This window comes from Nocardia mangyaensis, from assembly GCF_001886715.1.
GTDB classification, from domain to species: domain Bacteria; phylum Actinomycetota; class Actinomycetes; order Mycobacteriales; family Mycobacteriaceae; genus Nocardia; species Nocardia mangyaensis.
Map to the genome: position 1 here is coordinate 6,119,576 of NZ_CP018082.1, position 23,047 is coordinate 6,142,622.

Annotated in this window: 24 protein-coding genes and 1 pseudogene; 17 read left to right on the forward strand and 8 right to left on the reverse strand. The window is 61.7% G+C overall.

Annotation, left to right across the window (positions count from 1 at the left end):
• Positions 1–53: 53 nt before the first annotated feature.
• The 10 genes from BOX37_RS27835 to BOX37_RS27880 all read left to right on the forward strand — a co-directional run bounded on the left by BOX37_RS27835 (position 54) and on the right by BOX37_RS27880 (position 10,339).
• Positions 54–1,514 (forward strand): cytochrome P450, encoded by a 1,461-nt coding sequence (locus BOX37_RS27835; RefSeq protein ID WP_084761049.1) that lies wholly within the window; start codon positions 54–56, stop codon positions 1,512–1,514.
• The gene (locus BOX37_RS27840) at positions 1,511–2,236 is read left to right on the forward strand and encodes a transglutaminase domain-containing protein (protein ID WP_067488028.1); all 726 of its coding nucleotides are present in this window, start codon (positions 1,511–1,513) and stop codon (positions 2,234–2,236) included. Before BOX37_RS27835 ends, BOX37_RS27840 begins: the two co-directional genes overlap by 4 nt.
• A complete protein-coding gene (locus BOX37_RS27845; protein ID WP_071930216.1) occupies positions 2,233–3,759 on the forward strand; it encodes an aldehyde dehydrogenase family protein in 1,527 nt (508 codons plus the stop codon). Before BOX37_RS27840 ends, BOX37_RS27845 begins: the two co-directional genes overlap by 4 nt.
• Entirely contained in the window at positions 3,756–4,592 is an 837-nt protein-coding gene (locus tag BOX37_RS27850) for an SDR family oxidoreductase (RefSeq protein ID WP_062984877.1), read from the forward strand. The genes BOX37_RS27845 and BOX37_RS27850 overlap by 4 nt, the downstream gene beginning before the upstream one ends.
• Positions 4,593–4,640: 48 nt before the next feature.
• A complete protein-coding gene (locus tag BOX37_RS27855) occupies positions 4,641–5,708 on the forward strand; it encodes a BtrH N-terminal domain-containing protein (protein WP_062984879.1) in 1,068 nt (355 codons plus the stop codon).
• Between the two features lie 81 nt (positions 5,709–5,789).
• The gene (locus tag BOX37_RS27860; protein ID WP_071930217.1) at positions 5,790–7,421 is read left to right on the forward strand and encodes a long-chain fatty acid--CoA ligase; all 1,632 of its coding nucleotides are present in this window, start codon (positions 5,790–5,792) and stop codon (positions 7,419–7,421) included.
• A gap of 282 nt (positions 7,422–7,703) precedes the next feature.
• Entirely contained in the window at positions 7,704–8,234 is a 531-nt protein-coding gene (locus BOX37_RS27865; RefSeq protein WP_071930218.1) for a PaaI family thioesterase, read from the forward strand.
• On the forward strand, positions 8,231–9,445 hold the full coding sequence (locus BOX37_RS27870; RefSeq protein ID WP_071930219.1) for a cytochrome P450: 1,215 nt from the start codon (positions 8,231–8,233) through the stop codon (positions 9,443–9,445). Before BOX37_RS27865 ends, BOX37_RS27870 begins: the two co-directional genes overlap by 4 nt.
• A gap of 306 nt (positions 9,446–9,751) precedes the next feature.
• Entirely contained in the window at positions 9,752–10,051 is a 300-nt protein-coding gene (locus BOX37_RS27875) for a hypothetical protein (RefSeq protein WP_156910580.1), read from the forward strand.
• A 90-nt stretch (positions 10,052–10,141) separates the two neighbouring features.
• Entirely contained in the window at positions 10,142–10,339 is a 198-nt protein-coding gene (locus tag BOX37_RS27880) for a hypothetical protein (protein WP_067645175.1), read from the forward strand.
• Between the two features lie 13 nt (positions 10,340–10,352).
• Here the strand turns inward: BOX37_RS27880 and BOX37_RS35600 are convergent, their stop codons facing one another.
• The 3 genes and pseudogenes from BOX37_RS35600 to BOX37_RS27890 form a co-directional block, all read right to left on the reverse strand.
• Positions 10,353–10,757, reverse strand: coding sequence for a hypothetical protein (locus BOX37_RS35600; protein WP_240505078.1), 405 nt, complete (start codon positions 10,755–10,757; stop codon positions 10,353–10,355).
• A 95-nt stretch (positions 10,758–10,852) separates the two neighbouring features.
• Positions 10,853–11,158, reverse strand: a pseudogene (locus tag BOX37_RS36315) (transposase); the annotation flags it as partial.
• Between the two features lie 87 nt (positions 11,159–11,245).
• On the reverse strand, positions 11,246–11,542 hold the full coding sequence (locus BOX37_RS27890) for a hypothetical protein (RefSeq protein ID WP_071930222.1): 297 nt from the start codon (positions 11,540–11,542) through the stop codon (positions 11,246–11,248).
• An 832-nt stretch (positions 11,543–12,374) separates the two neighbouring features.
• Here BOX37_RS27890 and BOX37_RS27895 point away from each other — a divergent pair.
• A complete protein-coding gene (locus BOX37_RS27895) occupies positions 12,375–12,698 on the forward strand; it encodes a transposase (RefSeq protein WP_071928053.1) in 324 nt (107 codons plus the stop codon).
• Complete coding sequence (locus BOX37_RS27900; RefSeq protein WP_071928054.1) at positions 12,698–13,615, forward strand: IS3 family transposase; 918 nt, start codon at positions 12,698–12,700, stop codon at positions 13,613–13,615. Before BOX37_RS27895 ends, BOX37_RS27900 begins: the two co-directional genes overlap by 1 nt.
• Here BOX37_RS27900 and BOX37_RS27905 read toward each other — a convergent pair.
• Positions 13,582–15,237: an MFS transporter gene (locus BOX37_RS27905; RefSeq protein ID WP_071930223.1), complete on the reverse strand. Its 1,656-nt coding sequence runs from the start codon at positions 15,235–15,237 to the stop codon at positions 13,582–13,584. The two genes, BOX37_RS27900 and BOX37_RS27905, sit on opposite strands and share 34 nt — an antisense overlap.
• Positions 15,238–15,298: 61 nt before the next feature.
• Positions 15,299–15,694, reverse strand: a complete 396-nt coding sequence (locus BOX37_RS27910) for a DUF4873 domain-containing protein (protein WP_338039761.1) — start codon at positions 15,692–15,694, stop codon at positions 15,299–15,301.
• Between the two features lie 205 nt (positions 15,695–15,899).
• Here BOX37_RS27910 and BOX37_RS27915 point away from each other — a divergent pair, with 205 nt between their 5' ends.
• The 5 genes from BOX37_RS27915 to BOX37_RS27935 all read left to right on the forward strand — a co-directional run bounded on the left by BOX37_RS27915 (position 15,900) and on the right by BOX37_RS27935 (position 21,404).
• Positions 15,900–16,886 (forward strand): AurF N-oxygenase family protein, encoded by a 987-nt coding sequence (locus BOX37_RS27915; RefSeq protein ID WP_067645181.1) that lies wholly within the window; start codon positions 15,900–15,902, stop codon positions 16,884–16,886.
• Positions 16,887–16,994: 108 nt separating this feature from the next.
• Positions 16,995–18,593 carry a flavin-containing monooxygenase gene (locus BOX37_RS27920; RefSeq protein WP_071930224.1) on the forward strand — a complete coding sequence of 533 codons (1,599 nt, stop codon included), beginning with the start codon at positions 16,995–16,997 and terminating at the stop codon, positions 18,591–18,593.
• The gene (locus BOX37_RS27925) at positions 18,590–19,447 is read left to right on the forward strand and encodes an SDR family NAD(P)-dependent oxidoreductase (RefSeq protein WP_071930225.1); all 858 of its coding nucleotides are present in this window, start codon (positions 18,590–18,592) and stop codon (positions 19,445–19,447) included. Before BOX37_RS27920 ends, BOX37_RS27925 begins: the two co-directional genes overlap by 4 nt.
• 61 nt (positions 19,448–19,508) lie before the next feature.
• Positions 19,509–20,552 (forward strand): ferredoxin--NADP reductase, encoded by a 1,044-nt coding sequence (locus BOX37_RS27930; protein ID WP_067645190.1) that lies wholly within the window; start codon positions 19,509–19,511, stop codon positions 20,550–20,552.
• 117 nt (positions 20,553–20,669) lie between these two features.
• Complete coding sequence (locus tag BOX37_RS27935; RefSeq protein ID WP_206045725.1) at positions 20,670–21,404, forward strand: TetR/AcrR family transcriptional regulator; 735 nt, start codon at positions 20,670–20,672, stop codon at positions 21,402–21,404.
• Positions 21,405–22,015: 611 nt separating this feature from the next.
• Here the strand turns inward: BOX37_RS27935 and BOX37_RS27940 are convergent.
• Genes BOX37_RS27940 through BOX37_RS27950 form a run of 3 tightly spaced genes read right to left on the reverse strand, consistent with a single transcriptional unit; the run spans position 22,016 to position 23,023 of the window.
• Positions 22,016–22,438 (reverse strand): DUF302 domain-containing protein, encoded by a 423-nt coding sequence (locus BOX37_RS27940; RefSeq protein ID WP_071930227.1) that lies wholly within the window; start codon positions 22,436–22,438, stop codon positions 22,016–22,018.
• A 27-nt stretch (positions 22,439–22,465) separates the two neighbouring features.
• Entirely contained in the window at positions 22,466–22,705 is a 240-nt protein-coding gene (locus BOX37_RS27945; RefSeq protein WP_071930228.1) for a YgaP-like transmembrane domain, read from the reverse strand.
• Between the two features lie 48 nt (positions 22,706–22,753).
• Entirely contained in the window at positions 22,754–23,023 is a 270-nt protein-coding gene (locus BOX37_RS27950) for a metal-sensitive transcriptional regulator (RefSeq protein WP_019050215.1), read from the reverse strand.
• Positions 23,024–23,047 lie beyond the last annotated feature (24 nt).

A 23,047-nucleotide genomic window follows, 5' to 3' on the forward strand; every position in this document is an offset into this window, starting at 1 on the left:
TCGGGCGACTCGCACGACGACTGCGTGCGAACAGCATTCAGAAAGGAATGTCAGTGACGTACGCCATCCATCTGCCGCTGGCGAAGAGTCGGGAGCGACTCTCGTCAGTCCTCCTGGCGCCACTGCCGAGCCGGGTCGATGTGGCCCTCCTGCGGGCCAGTGATCAGTGGCCTGTCCGTGAGCTGGCAATGCCCCCCGCAGGGTCGGGCCTCAAGCCGATCCGAGGGACCGCTGGTCTGCCTGTGCTCGGTCACACCCTGGACTACATCCGTTTCGGATCCAGCTTCACCCGGGCCAGGTACCAGCGATTCGGGCCCGTCTCATGGATGGGCGCCTTCGGCACGAAGATTGTGATGGTGGCCGGTCCAGATGCCATGCAGGAGGCGCTGACCGTCAAGGCGAAATCGTTCTCACAGGACGGGTGGGCGTATCTCATCGACGCCTTTTTTCACCGGGGTCTGATGCTGATGAGCTTCGACGAGCACAGGATGCATCGACGAATCATGCAGGAGGCGTTCACCCGCGACCGCCTGACCGCCTATGTGGACCAGCTCGGGCCGCCGCTCGAGACCGGTATTCCCGCGTGGCCAGCGGGCCAGTCCACACGCATCTATCCACTGCTGAAGAGCCTGACCCTTGACGTAGCAACGAAGGTCTTCATGGCGGATCGGGGTGGCAGTGAGGACACTGACGCCATCAACGACGCCTTCGTGGCGGCCGTGCGTGCGGCCAGCTCGATCATCCGTTTCCCGCTGCCGGGGACTCGGTGGCGGGCCGGAGTCCGTGGGCGTGCGCTCCTGGAGGACTACTTCACCTTCCACCTGCCGGCGGCGCGGAGCGCCCAGGGAGAGGACCTTTTTGCGGCGCTGTGCCATGCCCGCACGGCCGACGGTCAAGCTTTCACCGATGAGGACGTCGTCAACCACATGATCTTCTTGATGATGGCGGCACACGACACCTCGACCATCACCAGCACCGCTGCCGTCTACTTCCTCGCCAAGCATCCAGCTTGGCAGGAACGGGCTCGGGCCGAGTCCGACCAACTGGGCGGACGTCGCCCAACTATCGACGACCTGGACGCGCTGAAGACTCTCGACCTGGTGATCAAGGAGACGCTGCGGCTGGTGGCGCCCGTGCCGATCATGATGCGTAAGACCATCGAGGATGTCGAAATCGCCGGACACCAAATCCCCGCAAACACACTGGTAGCCGTGGCTCCGGCGGTGAACCACTTCGATGAGTCGTACTGGACCGATCCCGACACTTTTGACCCTGACCGCTTCACCGAGCCGCGGCATGAGGACCGGAATCATCGCCTCGGGTGGATCCCCTTCGGAGGAGGCGTGCACAAGTGCATCGGCCTGCATTTCGGCACTCTCGAGGTGAAGGCGATCCTGCATCACATGCTGCGAACCTACACCTGGACGGTCCCTGACCAGTATGAAGCCAGGTGGGACAACACCTCGCTCCCAATTCCCGTCGACGGATTGCCGATAGACCTGGAGCACAGATGAAAACGGACCGGATGACATTCTTGGCAGCGACCGACTTCCTCGACATCGAGCACGAGTTAGTCCGGGAGTTCACCGCCACTGTGATCGGCGACGCGAGCACCGGCCGAGAGAAGGCGAACCGTCTCTTCGCCGCCGTTCGCGACCGGGTCTGGTATGACCCCTACACGGTGTCTGACGACCCTGCCCACTATCGCGCGAGCTTCGTCCTCGAGTCCGGGCGCGCCTATTGCGTCCCGAAGGCGGTGCTCTTGACCGCGGTGTGCCGTGCGGCGGGGATCCCTGCGGTGCTTGGCTTCGCTGACGTCCGCAATCACTTGCAGACAGACGCGTTGCGAGCGCTCATGGGTGGCACAGACCTGTTCGTCTATCACGGTTACAGCCTCCTCAATATCGACGGCCGGTGGTTGAAGGCGACGCCCGCGTTCAACACCGAGTTGTGTGCGCGTTTCGGTGTGCCGCCGGTGGATTTCGACGGCGATCGCGATGCACTACTGCACGCCTTTTCTGCCGACGGAGCCGAGCATATGGAGTACGTCCGCGAGCGGGGCGTCTACGACGACTTGCCGTTGAACGCGATCCTGGCCGAACTTCGCCGCACCTATGGGCCTCTTATCTTCAAGCGGCCCCACGTGATCGCTGACGCTTTCACCGATACACCCGCCCACCGCACCCATCCCGACGGGATCGCCCGCGATCCCCATTCACCTACGGAGGTCCGATGAGCGCGACGATCCCAGCGGGCGTCATGGACGTGCGCAACCCCGCCGACGGTCGGCTCATCGCAACCGTCGCTGTCGACGACCGCGAGACAGTAAGTCTCGTCGCTGCTGATCTTCGAGACGCTCAGGTCGGGTGGGCCGAAGCCAGCCCACGGCAACGCGCCAAATGGCTGCATCGCTGGCGGGACTGGATCCTTGATCACACCGACGAGCTCACCAACTTGTTGCAAGCCGAGACAGGCAAGGTGCGTCCCGACGCCCTGGTGGAGACGACAGCATCGTGCGAGTTCATCAGCTACTACGCCGACCATGCCGCGAAGTTTCTCGCCGGCGAGCAGGTCAGGTCCTCGAGCCTGCTGACCTTGTCGAAACGACTCACTACGACCTATCACCCCTTCCCGGTCGTCGGCATGATCATGCCGTGGAACTTCCCGATCACCCTCTTCCTCATGGACGCAGCGCCCGCGCTGGCAGCAGGCTGCGCGGTCCTGGCGAAGTCCTCGGAGGAGACGCCGCTGACATGCGCGCGGATCATCGAGGGCTGGCACGAGATCGGCGCCCCCGCGGTTCTGGCGCACGTTGTAGGTGATGGCGATTCGGGCGCAGCCGTGGTCGATGCCTCTGACTTTGTACAGTTCACCGGCTCGACCGCCACCGGGCGTGCGGTCGCGATCCGCTGCGCCGAGCATTTGAAGCCGATGAGTCTGGAGCTTGGCGGCAAAGATCCGGCGATCGTGCTGGAGGACGCCGACCTTGCTCGTGCGGTGGAGGGAATCGCGTGGGGCGCTCTGTTCAACGCGGGACAGGTATGCATCTCTGTCGAGCGGGTGTATGTGGTATCTGAGGTTTACGACGAGTTCGTGGCGCGGCTGACCCAACGTGTGCGGTCCCTCGCCCATGGTGCGGCCGGTCGCGACGTGGGCGCAATGGTCACCGCGAGGCAGGTCGACATTGCCGATCGCCACGTCAGCGAGGCAGTGGTGGCAGGTGCGCGGGTTCTGGCTGGCGGAACTCGGAGTGCGGTCGGAAACTACTACGCTCCGACGGTCCTGGTCGGTGTCGACCACACGATGGCCTGCATGACCGAGGAGACCTTCGGTCCCACGATTCCGGTGATGCAGGTCGCGGATGAGAACGAGGCCATCCGCCTGGCCAACGACTCGGCGTACGGCTTGTCTGCGACGGTGTGGACCCGAGACCATGCTCGTGCTCAGCGCATCGCATTACAGCTAAACGCGGGAGCTGTCAACATAAATGATGTCTTCAGCAACCTGTTCGCCACCACACTGCCGCACAGTGGATGGAAGGCCTCGGGCATCGGTGCTCGGCTCGGCGGAGCTCACGGGCTACGCAAGTACTGCCGGGTACAGGCAGTGACAGAGCCACGGATCCCTGTCCTGTCGCGAGAACTCACCTGGTACCCGTACACCCCGCGGCGCGCGGCCATGGCCGGAAGAGTGTTGCGCGCGGCGGCCGGTCGCGGCCTATGGCAGCGCCTCGGCCTCAACAAGGAGAACAGCAAGTGACGACACACCGTGCCCGCACCGCCGCAAAGACCGTAGCTATCACCGGCGGGGCCCGCGGCATCGGCTACCAGACCGCGAAGGAGCTGATTCGACGAGGCCACCGCGTCGCCATCGGCGATGTCGATGAGAAGCGCGCTCAGGAGGCCGCCACCGAACTCGGCGTGAAGATCGTTACCCACCTCGACGTAACCGACCCCACTTCGTTTCGGCAATTTCTCGAGCTGGTCGAGGAAGAGCTCGGCCCCCTCGACGTGCTGATCAACAATGCGGGCATCATGCCCACTGGTCACGTACACGAGGAAGACGACACGGTGACCCGGAGGCAGGTCGAGATCAACGTCCTGGGAGTCGTCTTTGGGACCAAACTAGCCCTTCAGCGAATGCTGCCGCGGCGCGCTGGGCACATCATCAACACCGCGTCGCTGGCCGGCGAGCTCGCTGTGCCTGGACTGGCGACGTATTGCGGTACCAAATTCGCGGTCATCGGATTCACCGAGGCGGCACGGCACGAGTACCGCACGTCAGGCGTCGAGCTGTCCACCGTTAGGCCCACATTCACCAACACCGAGCTCGTCGCGGGAACCGCTGGTGCCAAGGGACTGCGCAATGCCGAGCCCGAGGAGATCGCGCGTGCGACAGCCGATCTTATCGAGCGCCCGCGTCCATTCGTACGCGTCACTCGCCTGGCCGGCGTATTGGTCGCGGCGATGAAGTTCGTCCCTGGCTGGCTGACCGCCAGGCTCGGATCCGCGCTGGGCACGGACTCGGTATTTCTCGACGGCGTCGACACAGCGGCCCGCCAGGCCTACCTGGACAGAATCCGGACCCACTGACCCGGTCTTCGATCCCCGTTGGCCCCTCATTCACCCGAAAGGATTCACATGCCCCGCAGGACCCTGGTCGATGACTACCCGCACAAGATGGGGGGACACTGCGGTTCTGGCGCTATGCGGGATCTTCTGCATTGGCATGGACTGGGGTGGGATGGGCCGCCCGACGAAGGTCTGGTGTTCGCTCTCGGCGGCGCACTGGGGTTATCATACCTCCGGTCAAGCGACCTCGTTCCACCGCTGTACCTGGTAGGACGAGGCGCCGACTTCGAAATTGATCTGCCCCGCCGACTCGGCGCGCAAGTCCAGGTTCTCACGACCGATGATCCCCGAGAGGGGTGGTCATGGGTTCTCGACGAGCTCGAAGCAGGCAGACCCAGCCTGGTATGGGGAGATATCGGTGAGTTGCCGTACCTCCGCGTCCAATTCCAGATGAGTCGCCACGACATCGTCGTGATCGGTCACGACGAGGCCGAGGGGATCGCCTTTGTCGTAGACAATGACCGCGCCGAGGTGCAGAAAGTCCCGCTCGATGCACTGGCTCGGGCGCGGTCATCGAAGTCTTTCCCGCAACCGACGCGCCACTGTACATACCGCATCAGCTGGCCGAGTGCGCTGCCGGACGTGGCGGAAGTAGCGGCGGAGGCATTTCGACAGTCCGCAGCCGGAATGCGCCGCCCATCGCAACCCGGGATCGTCGATCTCAGGACAGCGGCATCCGGTGCGGAGGGCTTGGCCGCGGCGGTGCAGCTGGCGGCCGACATTCAGACCTGGGCCGATCTTCCGGTGGACGACCTCGAGACTCTCCTGTTCAGCCTGAGCGCTTTCATTGAGAAGGCAGGTACTGGCGGCGGGCTGTTCCGCCGCTTGCTAGCCGATGGCTGCGCAGATGTCGCTCGTTTGACCGGGGACTCCGCCACCGCTCAACTCGCCGTAGCGGCCAGCCGTTGTGCGCAGGCGTGGACCGCCACTGCGCGTGCCGGTATCCGCCGCGACGTTGATATACGAGTTCGCCTGGCCGGGGTGGCCTCGGCCGCTAGCCAACTGCCAGAGCTGGAGTTGGACCTGGTCGCGTCCCTGGAGGCTGCTTCCAGTTCGCTGACGGCTGTGGATCGCTGACAGCAGCCCCATGTCGCCGGCCAGCGGCGAATCAACCCCCAGATCGCCTACGTTCGAAGACACTCTTGAATGAGGAATGCTATGCAGAGCACGATGATGAACGTCCCGTTGACGACCGCGGCGATTCTGCGCCACGGCTCGAGTGTGCACGGCTCGGCGACCGTGCGGACTTTGCAACTTGACGGAAGCGTGAAGGTTGCTACGTTCTCCGAAATCGGACGGAGGTCCGCTCAGTTGGCCAACGCATTGCGGGCTTGCGGGATCACAGGCGATGAGCGCGTCGCGACCCTCATGTGGAACAACCAGGAGCACGTGGAGGCCTACTGCGCAGTGCCCTCGATGGGAGCGGTGCTGCATACCCTGAATCTACGGCTCGCCTCCGATCAGCTTGTTTACATCGGTAACCACGCTCAGGACCAAGTCGTGATTGTCGATGGAAGCCTGGTACCCATGATGGCCTCAGTGTTGCTGCAGCTCACTAGCGTGCATACCATCGTTGTCACCGGAGAGGTGGACCTTACCCCGCTGCACCGTGAGGGACTGACAGTCGTTGATTACGAGGAGTTCATCTCCGCCCAGCCCGAGACGTTCGACTGGCCAGACCTCGACGAGCAGTCTGCGGCCGCGGCCTGTTACACCTCTGGCACCACCGGCGACCCCAAAGGTGTCGCCTATAGCCACCGGTCGACTTACCTCCACTCGATGGCGGCCTGCGCCGCCGACGGACTGAGCGTGAGCAGCGATGACCGAATCCTCCCCATCGTCCCGATGTTCCACGCGAACGCCTGGGGGCTGGTCTACGCCGCACTCATGGCGGGTGCCGACTTGCTCATGCCTGACCGGTTCCTACAGGCCGAGCCGCTCGTGCGGCTGATCGACGTCCACAAGGCAACCATCGCCGGGGCAGTCCCGACCATCTGGAACGACGTCTTGGACTTCCTGGATTCCAACCCCAGCTACGACATCTCGTCTCTAGGCCTGGTCGCTTGCGGTGGCTCAGCTGTACCCGTTCATCTAATGAAGGCCTTCGAGGAGAGGTACAACGTACAAGTTGTACAGGCGTGGGGAATGACCGAGACCTCGCCACTAGCGGCTGTCGCGCGTCCACCGGCGTCGCTCGACACGCAGGAGCGGTGGCGTCTGCGAGCGACCCAAGGTCGTCCGGTTGCAGGAGTCGAGCTGAGGATCGTCGACGACGGAGGCAATGAGCTCCCGCATGACGGCGAAGCCGTCGGTGAGTTGCAAGTGCGCGGACCTTGGATTACCGGCTCGTACATCGGCGAAGAGGATGGCGGGGACAAGTTCCAGGACGGCTGGTTGCGCACCGGCGATGTCGGCCGGATCGACGAACGCAGCTTTGTCACGCTGACCGACCGCACCAAGGACGTGATCAAGTCCGGCGGGGAGTGGATCTCCTCGGTCGAGCTCGAACTTCTGCTCGCCGGTCACCCCGACGTGCTCGAGGCATCAGTAATCGGGGTCCCGGATGAGAAGTGGCAGGAACGCCCCCTCGCTGTGATCGTCGTACGCGACGGGCGGCAAGTAACACCTGCCCAACTGCGTGACTTCCTCGACGGCAAGGTCGCCACGTGGTGGCTGCCTGAGCGCTGGAGCTTCACCGCAGAGGTGCCCAAGACCTCGGTCGGCAAGTTCGATAAGAAGCGGTTGCGCACCCTGCATGCGAACGGCGAGCTGACCATCGTCGAGATTTAGGAATTATCTCCATGCCTGGTCCTGAGTAGGACGGAGCAGGACATTGATACCCATAGTGCGAAGCTTTCGCGACACCGGCGACATTACCGTGCACGTCGACATCGGCGAAAGGCTGCAAACGAAGATGGGAGTCACCTCCCAGTGCACGGCACGTTTCGCGCCGGTGGTGGTGGAATGGGGCCACCGGCTGCGCACCACCTCTGGCGTGCGCGATATGTATTTGCATAGTGGTCACGCTCGAGATCGATGTTGGGTGCGGCTTCATCGACAGGAAGGCTGACCATGAGCAATCTATCGGACACGGGCGGCAGGTCGTCCGATCCCGACTTGGAGGAATGGGTGCGTTCGTTCCGACTTTTGGAACCTCGATCGGCTGAGTTGCCTCCCCACCATCCCAACTGTCTCGGTTGTGGACCGGCCAACCCGCATGGGCATTTTCTGACGGCCCAGCGCTGCGCAGGCGGCGTGGTCGCTCACCACCGATTCGATCGACGTCATGTAGGAGCGCCCGGAATAGCGCACGGGGGCGCTGTGGCGACAGTAGTCGACGACCTGTTCGGTTTCCTGCTATACACCGTCGGCGAACTCGCCGTGACGCGCCATCTCGACCTCGACTATCTTGCTCCGGTCCAGCTCGACACTCCCTACGCCCTGCACGCCGAACTACGGTCTCGAGATGGCCGGAAATTACATCTCGGGGCCAGAATCGAGGATGCAGGGGGACATTTGGTTGTCACGGCCACAGCACTGTTCATTGTGGTCGATGTCAAACATTTCTTGCAGTCGCCGGTGAGTGCAAGGAGACAGGCATGACTGTACCGAGCGAGCGAGCACTGCTCCTGGACGCCTTGCTAACCGATCACGGCTCGGCCGGACCTTATGAGGCGTTCCGGCGGCTGCGCCAGACGCAACCAGTGTTGGTTACACGATCGGGGGTGCTGGTATTGAGCCGCTACGACGATTGCGCGGCGGCGCTCCGCGACCGCAGCCTCGGCAAGGCCGACGAGTCGCTGGGCTTCGGCTTGTCCGACATTCCTGAAGAGCTGCAACATCAGGCCATGCACCGGTTCCGACGCACCATGCTGTTCCGCAACCCTCCTGACCACCACCGGCTGCGTCGGTTGGTCGCCGACGTGTTCACCCCGAGGCACATCGACGAGTTGCGCGGCCGCATCGTCACACAGGTCAATCACTTGCTCAATGTCATGGAAGCACGGGTCTCCGTCGACATCATCAACGATCTGGCGCTCCCGCTGCCCGTGAATGTGATTGGAGATCTACTCGGGGTGCCCTTTACTGATAGAGCGGTAGCAGCCCCACTGGTGCGGGCCCTGCTGGCCTCGCTCGAACCCGGTGCCGATATCGCAGCCTTGACAGCAGCCTGCGACGCCGAAGACCAACTTGCCGTATATTTCGCTGACCTGTTGGCGGTCAAACGCGCCCGCCCTACCGATGACCTACTGAGCCGACTCGCCGTCGCGAATGGCGACGACATCCTAGACGACGACGAATGCGTCGGCACCGCGATTCTTTTGTTTGCGGCAGGGTTCGAGACCACCACGAACCTGATCGGCAACGGCGTCGCCGCGCTACTCGCCCACCCTGACCAAATGCGCGAACTTCGTGCCAGGCCAGAGTTGGCGAGCAACGCAGTCGAAGAACTATTGCGCTATGAGTCCCCCGTCCAGACCAACGGGCGTACGGTGCTCCAGCCGACGCGACTGGCGGGAGTTGATTTACATCCCGGTCAGGTCGTACTGATCCTGCTTGGGGCAGCCAACAGAGACCCGGATCGGTTCGACGACCCCGACAGTCTCGACATCACCCGAACCGGGGTCCCGCCGTTGTCGTTCGGGGCCGGCATCCATTTCTGCCTCGGCGCACCGCTTGCACGGCTCGAAGGGTCAATATTGTTCCCGTTCCTGGCGTCCCGATTTCCGAATCTTCGGCTGGTCGAGCAGCCCCGCTGGCGCACCGGGCTGTCTTTTCGCGGACTTTCGACCTTGAAGGTGGTCACCGCATAAGTCGTTGGTTCATCGGACAGAGTTGATCCGGCAAACAACAAGGCCCCTGGCGGCTTTGCCGATGAGCTCCTCCTAACGGCTGTCCATGATTCGTTCGACTAGCAGTGAGTATTGTTCTGGGGGTGGCAACTCGGCGGCTTATTCGTTGATGGAGTTGATCTCCGGGCTGTGGCCACGCATGTTCGCTCGCCCGACCACACGGCTTCCGCACGAGGGCGCCGACCGGTCGTTGCGGGGCCGACATCGGGAGTTGTGTTTCGAAGGCCGGGTGTTGCTGGTGGCCAGGTACTGCGGACGCATCTGACGATGCGTCAACCCGCGGCGGTATTCGGAATGGAAGCCGGCCAAAGCCCGGTGATCGACGACCTGGTACTACGTTGGCGCTGCGACCCCGGTCCGATCCCGCATGGTGTGGCGCTTACGGTGGTCAGCATCTGGTTCGACCTGCGACCGCACATTGCCGCACCGAGTAGGAACCACTGGTACTCGACCCACCATCTGGTCGTCATCGACGCCGATAACGAAGTCGTCGTCGGGATCGGACGTCCGTTGCACCGCAAGCCTGGACGGAATCCGGCGCCGACGCCTGCCGCACCGCGATGGTGATCGCCGACGGCGGCTACCAGGGAACGGCCTCTTCATAGGGAACGGCCTCTTCATCCCGCACCGCCAGGCGCCCGGTGTCGGACTGCCGAAATGGAGCAGGCCCACAACAAGTTCCACCGCAAGGTTTACGAGAAATCCCTGGGTAAACCACTCTTTGCCGCGTACCGCAAACTGGCGATCGCGTGGGCAGTCGCGGACTACTTCCGCGGGCCGCTCACTTCCATCGGTGCCAGGTTCAATTCCGGCCGAATCAGGGATCTGGCACTATTTCGTAATTCGACTGTGTGAATTACTCAGCCGCTCAGAAGGATTCGCCGAAGGTGGCGTCGCCTCTCACACAGCTCCTTGATGATCGTGGCGAACGAACGTGACCAGCGGTGCGTTGAATCCGGGCTGGCGGTAGAGTCATGTCGAAGCGCCACTGGTCATTTGGGTCTATGCGAGCAGGTTCGGTCATAATTGGGGACCCGGTGATGTGAGCGGCATCGCGGAAGGTCTGATAGGCGCGGACGAGGTTCGGCTGACTTCGATAGCCGCAGGCGGTGATCGCGTCAAACAGCAGGGCGGCGTCGGGTGCATCCCTTATTCCACCGCTGAGGAGATAGGGCTTGAACTCGTAGATGATTGATTCCTGGACCTCGGGCGAAACGCTGCTGGCATCGGATCGCGACCCTGTCTTGGCGCAGACCTGGCTCGACCGGACCACGATGCAAGCCTGCGGAGACCTCGGCGATATCGGCTAGTTGCGGGGGCGTCATCGAGGCAGCCCGCCGCGGCGGTCAGGCAGTGTCGGCGCGGTGCGATAGCGCGTTCGAGGGCGTCACCGAGGTTCTCCCAGATGTGCCACCGATCAGCGACCTGGAATCCTACTGGCGCCCCGCTGGCCACACCTCCGGAGTAGGGGCCGGCCCGGTCGCGGCACATGATCTCGATGTCAAGAAGGGTCTGTAACCATATTCTCAGAGTCTTGGCGCTGCGATCTGTGAGCACGTCGATCGGGCGGCGAGATTCCATGCGATCAGGATCGTGGCGTAGCGGTGTCCATGGCATAGCGCGGAGCCGTCCGCGCATAGTTGGGCTGCGGCGGGTCAGGGATTGCACGAACATTGCGGAGCAGGGTTATCCGGTCCGTGCCGCGAGATGTCCAGTCCAACGGCGCTCTCGGGCGGCCACCCGGGACTAACGCCACCGCTTTCAACACCCGCTGCAGAACAACGTCCATCGCCCGCAGCGTGCGGCGAGCCAAGGTACTTGCTCGGCGAAAGCCTTTCCGAAGTCGATGTTGTCGCAGAACAATCTGCTGACGAGCGACATGATCACCGCTTCGCTGGCAGTGACCGAGGTATCGGCCAGTTGCCGCCGATACGGCCGTGAATCCACCGAGACGGTGCTGAGCCACTCGGGCAGAGCGCCACCGCATCGCAAAGTTGCGGCGTCGATACGCACCACGGACCCGACCCCACGAACCGCATCGACCAACAGTCCGTCCATGTGCGGGAACGGGACCCCGTCACTCCAAGATCAGAGACACTGGCCACATAATCAACTATCGAGCGCGCCAGCGCATCCGAGACGGGCTCAATCAACAAAGTGCGTCAGGTCCGGTCTTCAGGCGGAAGCGACGCCTGGGCGAGGAAGTGGCTGGAGCGTTCGGCAAATTGACGTCACGACGTTGGTTGCGGTGGAAGGACGCGTGTGCTTCATCTCGGACCTTGCGCGTAAGAGGTTGGCTATTGCCCGTCAGTCGAAGGTCGAGCCCGCATGCCGTGATCCGGCGTGACGCCCCGAGCAGGGCACTACAGCAGGGCACTACAAGGCCAAGTACGGGTGGGTTGGCGCACCGTGCAGGCCGCCACCGGGTCAATCTTGCTAGCAACGCGCAAGGAGGATCGGAAGCGTGCCTCCCAGCTCGATCCGTTGATCCAAGCGGCGCTGCTGCAGACTAGGGCGCTGTCACCCAAACCTGCAGGAGCCCCGAACGGCTCAGGCTCCGACGACTAGACCAGGAAGGGGGCCCACTCTCGGGGCCGGACACCACGACAGCCGGGCAGTCACTCAGATCGGGCATGTGCCATTAGCCGACCACCCGAGAGCACGTCGGCGACGAGAGTTCATCACCAAAGTTCGCTCCCGACTGGCTGTTCTGCTGACGCCCTGAAGCGGTCCGCAAGTGTGGACGGATCCGGAAAGTGCGTTCGGCTTACCGTTGCGCCGGTTCAATGGTAGGCATTGACTCCAACCGCTTCCTCCGGGCACTGAGGTTCCCCCTGAGTAGTGGACACCGACTTGACAGACCATCTGGTCTGTTTGAAAGGATGTCCGCATGCCTCCTCGTAAACGCCGGTCGTTCACGGCCGAGTACAAGGTCGAGGCCGCCCACCGGGTAATCGATACCGGTCGCACCATCGCCGAAGTCGCCCGCGAACTCGGCATCAACGACGGACTACTCAGCAACTGGGTCAAAGACGAACGACGACGTCTCGACGCCGCGCAAGCCGCTGGCGAAACACCCCTGCAAGCCGCCGAGAGAGCCGAGCTCCTCGCCTTGCGGAAGCGAGTTGCCGAGCAGGACAAGGACATTGCGTTCCTGAAAAAAGCCTCGGCGTACTTTGCCGCGATGGGTCAGAACCGGCCCGGTTCGAGCTGATGGTCAAGTACGCCTGCCCCGAGAACATCACCGAAACCGCAGGCACCGCCCTACCCGAAGGGCAACGATTCTCGATCCCGCGAATGGCTCGTCTGCTGAAAGTATCCAAGGCCGGCTACTACGCCTACGTGAAACGCAGGGCGAGGACCGTTCTCACCGATCGCCAGCAGCGGCGCGCGGACCTGGAAACGAAGATCTTGACCGTTCACCGCGATTCCCACGGCACCTACGGATCACCACGAATCACCGGCGAACTGCGCGATCAAGGGATGCGAGTCTCAGCGAATACCGTCGCCAAGATCATGGCTGAAATCGGGGTCGAGGGCATCAGTCCCCGCACCTTCAAAGTGAAAACCACGGTGCAGGACCCGGACGCGTCGTTCCCGCCCGACCGGGTGGCACGCCGGTTCGACCAAGGCCGCCCCGACGCTGTATGGACCACCGACATCACGTACTTGACCTGCGGTGAAGGCGACATGTTCCTGTGCGCGATCCGCGACGGACACACCCGCAAAGTGCTCGCTTACAGCCTGGCCGACCATATCGGTGCCGACATGGTCACCGAGGCCATCGACGCCGCCGTCGCCGCACGTGGTGGGCACTGCCGGGGCACGATCTTGCATTCGGACCGTGGTGGGGAGTTCACCGCGCATCTGACCGCGCGCGCCTGTTTCCGGCACGGTCTGCTGCGATCGATGGGTGCGACAGGGATTTGTTGGGACAACAGCCCCGCCGAATCGCTGTGGTCGAGTTTCAAGCATGAGCACTATTACCGGCACGCGTTCGCTACGAAGGCCGAACTTGTTGCTTCAGTTGACATGTGGATGAGTTTCTATAACACTACTCGGCGGCACTCCGCGATTGGGAATCAAAGTCCTGACAGCTACGAGCGGTCGCTCTCAGCGGCAGTAGCCTGAGCCGCATAGCCTCCCTGTCCACCATTCGGGGGGAACCTCACACCACGCGTAAGCCGGAGGCGTCGCAGACGATTTCGACGGCCCCGGCGAACGCAACTGAATTTGTGGCCTTCGTCGACTGTGCGTCCAGGAGAGAGCGGGATGAGTATCAGCGCGCCTGCGAGGCTGATCACGGCCAGGGCGAACGCGGAGTGTTCAACTCCATCCCAGAAGGCGGCTTTCGCATACTCGGCGAGGGGCTCTCCCGCAGCCCCCGCGCGCTCAGCGACTTCGAGTGCACCAGCCAGCGAACTCCGCACCGGGGCACGAGCAGGCTCAGGAAGGCGGGGTAACACCTCCGCGATTCTCGACGTGTAGTTCGCCGACAGGATGCTGCCGGCGACGGCGACACCGACTGCGGCGCCGATCTCTCGAGTTGCGTCGTTGACCGCAGCTGATACCCCATGTTTCTCCAAGGGCGTGTCGAGCATGATCGCGTTGGTGGCGGGAGCGGCCGACATGCCCAGGCCAGCGCTCATGATCAGCAGCGGCCAGAGCACATCGAGGTAAGACGAACCGGTGTCGAGTCGCTGGAGGGCCAACAAGCCGACAGCGATGGTAAGTAGCCCGGTCGTGGTCGTCACCCGGAGCCCCAGCCGCGCGGCGATCATCGGTGAGACGAGCGACATCACGATGAGGGGAGCAACCATCGGGGCAAGCGCCAAGGCCGAGTGCAGGGGCGTGAACCCCAAGATGAGCTGGAAATGCTGCACCAGCAGGAACATCACACCGAAAGTCACGAGGAATTGAATAGTTATCGACAACGCACCGCTCGAGAAGCCTCGGCGGCGGAACAGCCGTACATCAAGCAAGGGGTGCTCGACACGGAGTTCAGTGACGATGAAGGCCACGACGCTCATTGCGCCAGTCGCTCCCATGGCGAAGACCCAGCCATCGGTCCAACCACGCGACGGAGCCTCCATGACCGCGAACACCGTCGTCCCGATCGCCAGTACCACCAAGAACATGCCGCGAACCTCCAGCCGCGGGCAATCGGTGTCCTGTGAATCAGGGACGGTGAGACCAAGCACCAACAGCAGCAGTGCGACGACGGTCAGGCCGACGAAAATCGAGTGCCATGACCAACGTGTGAGGAGCAGACCGGATCCGACCATACCGATCACTCCGCCGGAACCGGCGACACCTGCCCACACCCCGACCGCGTACTCCCGCTTGTCCACCGGTAAGTTTGCGGTCAGAAGCGAGAGAGTCGCAGGCATGACAAAAGCGGCTCCGGCTCCCGCCACAGCCCTGGAGAGCATGAGCCATATCGGGGCATCGACCAGCACGGGCACCAGAGAAGCGACCGCGAATACGGCCAAGCCTGCCGTCAGAACACGTCGACGGCCATATCTATCGCCGATCGCTCCCCCTGGCAACACGAGGCAAGCAAGCACCAGCGTATAGCCGTCGACTATCCAGGTAAGCGCGTTTTGATCCGCGCCCGTGTCCAAGGCTATAGCGGGGAGCGCGGTATAGAGCGCTGCCATAGCCGCGACAACGAGAGCCACTGCGCCGCAGGTGACAATCATGGTCCAGGCTGCGGATCTTCGGGCGTCGAGCAGGTGTCCAAAGCGGATCATGTCGGTTCCGGTTCCATTCGCAAGCGGCTGGTTATCGCCGTCCGTCTTCGCGGTCTGTAGTTCAACTCGGCGTCGCCTCGACTTCGTCTAGTGATGACGGCGTGGAGTATGGCGGGCGACCGCGGCCTTGAATCCGATAGCGACCCCAGAAGTCTCGATCACCGATGGTTCCGGCAGCCTCGCCGGCAGAAGTCCGGACCACTACCGAACGTCGACGACCCTGCAGAAACTCGTCGAGAATGTCACTCTGTCCAACCCGCCCGTACCAGCAGAAGCGGCCATCGATGGGTTGGAAGAAGCCGCGCAGCTCGACCTGTACCTCGACTTCCGTGCTTGCCATGATCACTGTCGCGGACCCGATGTAGTCGGAGTCATCGTGCGGACTATGAGAATTCACTGTGGCTTCCTTCGCGTGATCGCCAGCCGACGCCTGCAACGGGATCCACCACACCAGCACTGCTGGTGGGCGGGCCGACGTCGGGATCCGAGGGCGTTGACCGCTTGACAATCCGGTCTGCCGCAGTCAAAGTTACCCCATACCCCGAGTATCCGCTACCCATCGTTCGGGTAACTTTGGGCGGGAGTCCAAGCATTCCGACGGGGTGGCACACCGTGCCGGATACGCCGATGCCGTGCCATCGGCCGAGTCGAAAGATGGACAAATGACATCAAGCGAAGTACGAAGCCACAGCGCCGGGCCGATAGCCGTTACCACTGACGGCATGGCCCGCGTGAGCGGACGCCGACGCACCGATCTTCAACGATCGGCCGGGCGACTGCTCAAGACCTCTGCCGAGAAGTCCTATGACGCCGAGGTTGACATCGACTGGGATAGTCCATGGTGGCCGGATAAGGCATGGCTGCCCGAACACCGGGTGTCGCTCTTCGGCACCGAGATCTGGGACCGGCTCTCGGACGCAGAGAAAGTTGAGCTGGGCAAGCATGAACTCGTGAGCATTCTCAGCTTCGGAATCTACGCTGAAAATCTGCTGAGCATGGCATTGCTACGGCAGAACACCACAGGAGACCTCGTCGACAACAAGTCGCTGTACGCACTCGCCGAAGTTGGTGACGAGAGCCGCCACTCCATGATGTTCGCCCGCTTGATTGCCAAAACGGGGATCCCGCCCTACAAGCTCCCGCGCGGGTTCCTTTCAATGGCGAAGATCCTGCACTTCATCCCGCTGGGGCCGTCCATTCAGGGTGCGACGCTGTTGATCGAGGAGATCCTCGATAGAGCCCAGCGCGAGGCAATGAATGACGAGCGTCTACAGCCACAGGTCCGGCAGTTGATGAAAATCCATGTTCTCGAGGAGGCACGCCACATCACGTTCGCGCGAACCGAGCTTGTCGATGGCATGCGCGTACGGGGGCGAGTCTCGAGAGCATGGCACCGCGGCGTGCTCGCGGTCGTCGCAAACTTGGCTTATCCGATCTTGATCAACCCGAAGCTGTACCGCGTCGTCGGCGTGCATCCACTACGTGGGTTCTTGGCGTGCCAGTCCGGTCCACACTACCGGGAGAATTTGCAGTTCATGTCCGAGCCGATGATCCGGTTCTTTGACGAGGCCGGCATGATCGAAGGGCGCATCACAATGTTCCTGTGGCGTCTGTCCAGGAGCCTCCCCGAGGATATCGCCCAGCGGTGAGCAGCCCAGTCCGGCGAAAACACAAGCGCACGGACGTGGCCAGGAATTTCGCACGATACATGTATTCGCGGCTAGCACTGGGCGAGCCGCACCGGCCAGAGGAAACCGATGAGCAAAAGTCGATCTGCCAAGTATGCACAAAAGTCCAATGGCTCGGGAGGTGACGGAGCGCGAGCCACAGTCCACCGGACGCAAGTCCTCATCATCGGAAGCGGATTTTCGGGAATGGGGATGGCAATACAATTGCTGAGAGCGGGAATAGATGATTTCCTAATTATCGAGAAAGAGACCGAGATCGGCGGAACATGGCGCGACAACACGTATCCGGGCTGCGCATGTGACGTTCCTTCGCATATGTACTCGTACTCCTTCGAGCCCAAACCGGATTGGAGTCGGCTCTGGGCAGGGCAGGACGAGATCCAGAACTATCTCACCGGGCTAGCACGCAAGTACGATCTGTATCGGTACACTCATTTTGGTCGGGTACTGCAATCCGGACATTGGGATCCCGATGATTCCGCCTGGCATCTGGTCACATCCGACGGCCACGAATACATCGCCCAGTTCCTAGTCTCAGGAGTCGGAGCGCTACACATACCGAGCATCCCTACAATTGAGGGGCAGAGGAACTTCAACGGCACAGTCTTTCATTCGGCGAAGTGGGATCATGATTGCTCATTGGCGGGCAAAAAGGTCGCCGTGATCGGCACCGGAGCCAGTGCGATTCAGTTCATTCCCGAAATTGCCAAGGAAGCCGCTGAACTGCACGTATACCAGCGGACGCCAGCATGGGTACTACCAAGGAAGAATGTCAAGATTCCGGAATCTATCCGGGCGGCATTCACCAGGATGCCGATTCTTGCGAAGGCAGTGCGGGCGGCTATCTACTGGTCAGCAGAATCGTTGTCAATGGGCCTTAATGGTCACCTCAACCTCATGCGACCACTTGAGAGCATCGCCAAGTGGAACATCGCACAGGGAATCGATGATCCCGTGTTGCGCGGTAAACTCACGCCTAGCTATCGCATCGGATGTAAGCGGATTCTCGGCTCGAGTGATTACTATCCAGCACTGAATAGACCAACCACAACCGTCATCACTGAAGGTATCTCTGAGATAACCGAGGACGCGATCGTGTCACGGAACGGTGAGAAGCGTCCAGCGGATGTGATCATCTACGCGACCGGATTCCATGTGACCGACGGGTTTGAAAGCCTTCGCCTCAAAGGCTCGTCCGGCAGGGAACTCGCAACGGTTTGGTCGGACGAGGGGATCCAGACGCACCTCGGCATCACTACCGCCGGATTCCCCAATCTTTTCTTCCTACTCGGCCCCAACACGGGGCTGGGCCATAACTCCGTAGTGTTTATGATTGAATGCCAGATCAGATACATTATCTCGGCGATCGATCTTGCCAACAAACGTGGCGCAGCTGCGCTAGAAGTACGCGAGCCGGTCCAGCAGAAATTCAACTCCGAAATTCAGACCAAGCTGGTCAAGGGAGTCTGGAGTAGCGGCGGGTGTACAAGTTGGTACCTCGACGCACAGGGCGTCAACCGAACTGTTTGGCCGGGCTTCACATGGCAATACTGGCGGCGCACTCGCAAACTGGCGCCGGCGGATTTCGGATTTGTCGGCGAGTTGGCCGGTACACAATACACCGCCGACCTCTCGAAGGCGCTCGAAAAGGGGAACCTTCCGAAATGAAATACTTCAGAGACCGGGTGATCTCGGTAACGGGGGGCGGTTCGGGCATCGGCCGCGCCGTCGCAATTCGGCTGGCTGGCGACGGCGCACGGCTCGCGATCGCTGATATCGACGCGGAACGCGCACACGAGACCGCCGCTGTTTGCAATTCGCTTGGTGCAGAATGCCGACCCTATGAGCTCGATGTAGCCAATCGTCACGCATTCCAGGATTACCGGAACCGCGTCCTGGCGGACTTCGGATCGATCAGCATGGTCGTCAATAACGCGGGCGTTGCGCTAGGCGCCGATGTAGTGGACATGGAATGGATCGACTTCGAATGGTTGATGGGCATCAATTTCTGGGGGGTGGTTAACGGAACAAAACTATTTCTTCCGGATCTGATTGATTCAGGTGACGGCCACGTTGTCAATGTTTCGAGCGTTTTCGGGCTGATGGCCATACCCAGCCAGAGCGCGTACAACGCGTCCAAATTCGCTGTCCGAGGTTTCACCGAAGCGTTGCGTCAGGAGATGCGAATTAACCGCTTGCCCGTAGGTGTAACCTGCGTTCATCCCGGTGGTGTCCGGACCAATATCGTGCGGGATGCTCGGGGTGTCGGCACAATAGGCGATCAAAAGAAGATTGTTGCCGGATTCGATCGGATTGCTCTCACGACACCCGAAGGCGCTGCGGATTCAATCATTAAGGGCGTGCGTCGCAATAAGCCGCGCGTTCTCATCGGGCCCGATGCCCTCGGCTTCGATTTTATTACGCGGGCGGTAGGGCCTAGGTACCAGGACCTCAACGCGCCTCTGGCCCGCCTCGGATTCGCGATAGGTCGCCGATACGGTCTGGTGAATTACAACATTTGATGCCGGACCGCCGGGCCATACGGACGTCCGAGAGTGACTGTCCAGCATCGAGGGAGATGGAATGTTCTCGAAGAAAAATATGCCATGTGAGCTCACTGTGTCCCGCGTGGTGCAGGAGACGCAGGATGCGGTCTCGATATGGTTTGAAGTCCCGGAGCATCAATGGGCAACATTCTCGTACACTCCGGGACAGTTCCTGACGTTGCGCATTCCTGGGAGTGGCGAGAGGGAACCTGCAGCCCGTTGCTACTCGCTGTCGAGTTCTCCGCACACCGAGGACGAGCTGGCCGTAACAGTAAAACGCACAGCGGGTGGGTATGGATCCAACTGGCTGTGCGACAATATCGCCACTGGCACTATCGTGTCCGTGCTACCGCCTAGCGGACACTTCACGCCGCAGGATTTGAATTCGGATATGGTACTGCTAGCAGCTGGCAGTGGCATCACGCCGATCATCTCAATTATCAAGTCAGCCCTGCTCGAGGGTGATGGCCATCTTGTGCTTTTCTATGCGAACCAGGACGCAGAGAGCGTAATTTTTGGCGAAGACCTTCGCTATATGGCGAAACAGTTTCCGGAACGGCTCATTCTCATAGAGTGGCTGGAGAGCGAGCGAGGACTCCCGGACCGAAAAACTCTCTCAGAACTCTGCAGCGCATATAAGAATCGAATGTACTTCGTGTGCGGTCCAGCGGCTTTCATGGATCTAGTGGGCGACGTAGCGCATCATGTCGGTATCCAGCATGGCAATCTCCATCGAGAAATTTTCCAATCTCTTCGTTCCGATCCGTTCGACATCGAAATTGGCGTCAAGCAGTCGATGACCACGGAGCAGGCACGTCTCGTGGTCTACCTGGATGGTGACCGTGCCGAGCTTCAATGGCCCAAGGATCTTACGCTCGTCGAAGTCCTGCTGAATGAGGGCTTTTCGCCGCCGTACTCGTGCCGCGAAGGCGGATGCGGCGCGTGCGTATGCAAGGTTATGGATGGTGACATACAGATGAGAGTGAACGACGTACTCGACGAGGACGACATCGAGGAGGGCGACCGCCTGGCTTGCCAGTCTCTACCGATCACCGATACTGTCATGGTGACATTCGGCTAACCGTACACAACCGGCAGTGGCCGTCCGGCGGTGACATCGCCAGAATCCTGGCGTTAAACGGGCTGCCGACCTCGTGTACTTGTCCATCCGTGTAGCCCGTAGCGTAGGATCGGCATCGTGGCAGGCGCGCGACGGAAGGTGTTGGAGGTCGGTAGCTCGGTGGTTCGGCGAGTTGACGCACGATCAAGCCGTTGGGAAGAGCATCGGGTCGTAGTGCGCGCGGAGCTGGTTGATGCCGCGTACCAAGCCTTCGCTAAATATGGCCCCGAGGCCAGCATGGACGATATCGCCCGGGAAGCAGGCGCAACAAAACCTAAGCTGTATCGCCACTTCAACGACAAACAGGGCCTCCGTGCCGCTGTGGTGGAGCGGGCGAAGGACCTTATGTGGACCAACATTCTCGATGCGGTCGACTTCGGATCCGAGCCGATCGGTAAAGTGATGAATCAGCTCGTCGAGCAATATACGCAATTGGTCGACGAGCACCGCAACGTTTTCAAATATCTCGTGCGGAGTCATTTTAGCGAGAGCTCATCAGAATCCGATCAGGCCCTGGAGGATGCACGCGAGCTCGCCGGTTTCATTGCTGGCCATTTCGCCGCCGTGTTGGAGAACGTTGGCGCGGACAGCACCGGCATAGATTTGGTCGTGCAGTCAATCATAGGGGCCAGCCTCTCCGCAACCGATTGGTGGATTAACTCGCAAGCCGACCCATCCGCGATGTCCCGCTCGGCCTTCCGGGATCATCTCAGCGCTATCATTTGGGGAATTATCGATGCGTCGTCACGAGCCCGGGGAATCCGAATCGATCCGACTGCGACGCTGCACACCGAGAATATTGGACTGCTCTAGGCGGATTTCGCAAGACAACGAAGTCTGATCAAAGGCCTACATTCCAGGCGTACCATCTCGGTCGCTTTGCTGTGGCTTGCCAGCCCAGCACGGCCGAGGAGCAGGTTCAGGACCGCGCTGGGGTGCGGGTATGCTGCAGATTAGAAAGGATTTCGGGCTATAGCTACTGTAGTTGCTGATGCGGGTTTTGGAAGTACTGCGCTGCAATGTATCCAGCCCCATTGCTCACGTCATACCACCTCGCGTTGGCAATCATTCTATCATTTCCTTGATATTCAATTGCTTCAGTGCCAGTGGCTGATGCACCGGTGCTACATGTGAGTGCGATACGCATCCCCCGGCCGGGCACCGGCAAGGACGCCATCGGTCCCGCTCTGTAACCGGTCACCACCGGTGCACTCGGAGTCCGACGTCTCGAACCGGCGCGCTTGCTCGGCGGGTCGATCGGACAGCCTAGGCGCGGCGAAGGCCGGAGTGAGATGTGGTGGGTGGGTCTGACCGAGCGGCGTGCCAAGGTTATTCGGGTCGTCGATAATCGGCTCAGGGCCGTAGGGACGATCGGCTCGTTGGGAAGGCGCGGCAGTCTGGCGCAGTGACCGGGACGGTGGGCGTCATGTCAAATCCCCGTGGCCCCCCAGCGCAGCCAGGGCTGCGCGCAGGCGGGTGGTGGCATCCTCGGCGACCGGATCGGTGACTGCGACCATGAGCTGGGGGTTCATCGCTTCGACGATGATGGTGTCGGTGTCGGTGTCGGTGTCGGTGTCGGTGTCGGTCCGGTCGCGACGGACCACGACATTGCAGGGCAGCAGCAGCCCGATCTGGCGGTTGATCTCGACCGCTTGGTGGGCCAGGGGTGGGTTGCAGGCGCCGAGGATGCGGTAGTCCTCCATGTCGTGGCCGAGTTTAGCTTTGAGGGTGGCTTGCATGTCGATCTCGGTGAGGATGCCGAATCCTTGCTCGGCCAACGCTTCTCGGGTGCGTTCGAGCGCGTCGTCGAAGGTGGTGTGCAGCGTGGTCGACAGGGCCAGGTCCATTCGTGTGCTCCGATCCGAGGAAAGTGGTCAGGCGGTGGGGGTTGGGCAGGTCGTGTCGGTCAGACCGAGTCGGCGCATCACCAGGGTGGCCGGGCACCAGCCCGCCGCGCTGTAGAGCAGCAGGTTCGCCCCGACCAGGGCGGCCAGGATCAGCCACCACGAGGACAGGGTCACACTCAGCAATACGCTGAGCAGGACCAGGGTCCCGGCCAGTGCCGGGACGAGGCGGGTGATGGTCCATTCGTGCGGTCGCGGTGGCAATGCCATCGGCGGGAGTCCTTCCAGTGTGCGTACCCGACCCCGCGCTGTGCGGGGTCAGGCCAGGGCGAGAAAGAGCTTTTCCAGTTCGTCGATGCTCATGGGCGCGGCCTCACCGTCGGGGGTTTCGGTGAGGCATTCGCGCAGGCCGGTGGCGACGATCTTGAATCCGGCGCGGTCGAGCGCTTTGGAGACCGCGGCGAGTTGGGTGACCACGTCCTTGCAGTCGCGCCCGTCCTCGATCATGGCGATCACCCCGGTGAGTTGGCCTTGCGCGCGGCGCAGTCTGTTGAGGACTTGCGTCATCGCCTCGTCGTTGGCGTTCATCGATGTTTCCCTTCTCGGATCTTC

Excerpts from the sequence above, each read along its gene's own strand:
- BOX37_RS27880 (WP_067645175.1), top strand. The coding sequence starts at position 10,142 with ATGGAGCAGGCCCACAACAAGTTCCACCGCAAGGTTTACGAGAAATCC.
- BOX37_RS27845 (WP_071930216.1), top strand. The coding sequence starts at position 2,233 with ATGAGCGCGACGATCCCAGCGGGCGTCATGGACGTGCGCAACCCCGCC.
- BOX37_RS27905 (WP_071930223.1), bottom strand. The coding sequence starts at position 15,237 with ATGATCCGCTTTGGACACCTGCTCGACGCCCGAAGATCCGCAGCCTGG.
- BOX37_RS27855 (WP_062984879.1), top strand. The coding sequence starts at position 4,641 with ATGCCCCGCAGGACCCTGGTCGATGACTACCCGCACAAGATGGGGGGA.
- BOX37_RS27920 (WP_071930224.1), top strand. The coding sequence starts at position 16,995 with ATGAGCAAAAGTCGATCTGCCAAGTATGCACAAAAGTCCAATGGCTCG.
- BOX37_RS27930 (WP_067645190.1), top strand. The coding sequence starts at position 19,509 with ATGTTCTCGAAGAAAAATATGCCATGTGAGCTCACTGTGTCCCGCGTG.
- BOX37_RS27950 (WP_019050215.1), bottom strand. The coding sequence starts at position 23,023 with ATGAACGCCAACGACGAGGCGATGACGCAAGTCCTCAACAGACTGCGC.
- BOX37_RS27895 (WP_071928053.1), top strand. The coding sequence starts at position 12,375 with ATGCCTCCTCGTAAACGCCGGTCGTTCACGGCCGAGTACAAGGTCGAG.
- BOX37_RS27865 (WP_071930218.1), top strand. The coding sequence starts at position 7,704 with ATGAGCAATCTATCGGACACGGGCGGCAGGTCGTCCGATCCCGACTTG.
- BOX37_RS27925 (WP_071930225.1), top strand. The coding sequence starts at position 18,590 with ATGAAATACTTCAGAGACCGGGTGATCTCGGTAACGGGGGGCGGTTCG.
- BOX37_RS27875 (WP_156910580.1), top strand. The coding sequence starts at position 9,752 with ATGCGTCAACCCGCGGCGGTATTCGGAATGGAAGCCGGCCAAAGCCCG.
- BOX37_RS27890 (WP_071930222.1), bottom strand. The coding sequence starts at position 11,542 with ATGGACGGACTGTTGGTCGATGCGGTTCGTGGGGTCGGGTCCGTGGTG.
- BOX37_RS27840 (WP_067488028.1), top strand. The coding sequence starts at position 1,511 with ATGAAAACGGACCGGATGACATTCTTGGCAGCGACCGACTTCCTCGAC.
- BOX37_RS27900 (WP_071928054.1), top strand. The coding sequence starts at position 12,698 with ATGGTCAAGTACGCCTGCCCCGAGAACATCACCGAAACCGCAGGCACC.
- BOX37_RS27940 (WP_071930227.1), bottom strand. The coding sequence starts at position 22,438 with ATGGACCTGGCCCTGTCGACCACGCTGCACACCACCTTCGACGACGCG.
- BOX37_RS27860 (WP_071930217.1), top strand. The coding sequence starts at position 5,790 with ATGCAGAGCACGATGATGAACGTCCCGTTGACGACCGCGGCGATTCTG.
- BOX37_RS27870 (WP_071930219.1), top strand. The coding sequence starts at position 8,231 with ATGACTGTACCGAGCGAGCGAGCACTGCTCCTGGACGCCTTGCTAACC.
- BOX37_RS27945 (WP_071930228.1), bottom strand. The coding sequence starts at position 22,705 with ATGGCATTGCCACCGCGACCGCACGAATGGACCATCACCCGCCTCGTC.
- BOX37_RS27915 (WP_067645181.1), top strand. The coding sequence starts at position 15,900 with ATGACATCAAGCGAAGTACGAAGCCACAGCGCCGGGCCGATAGCCGTT.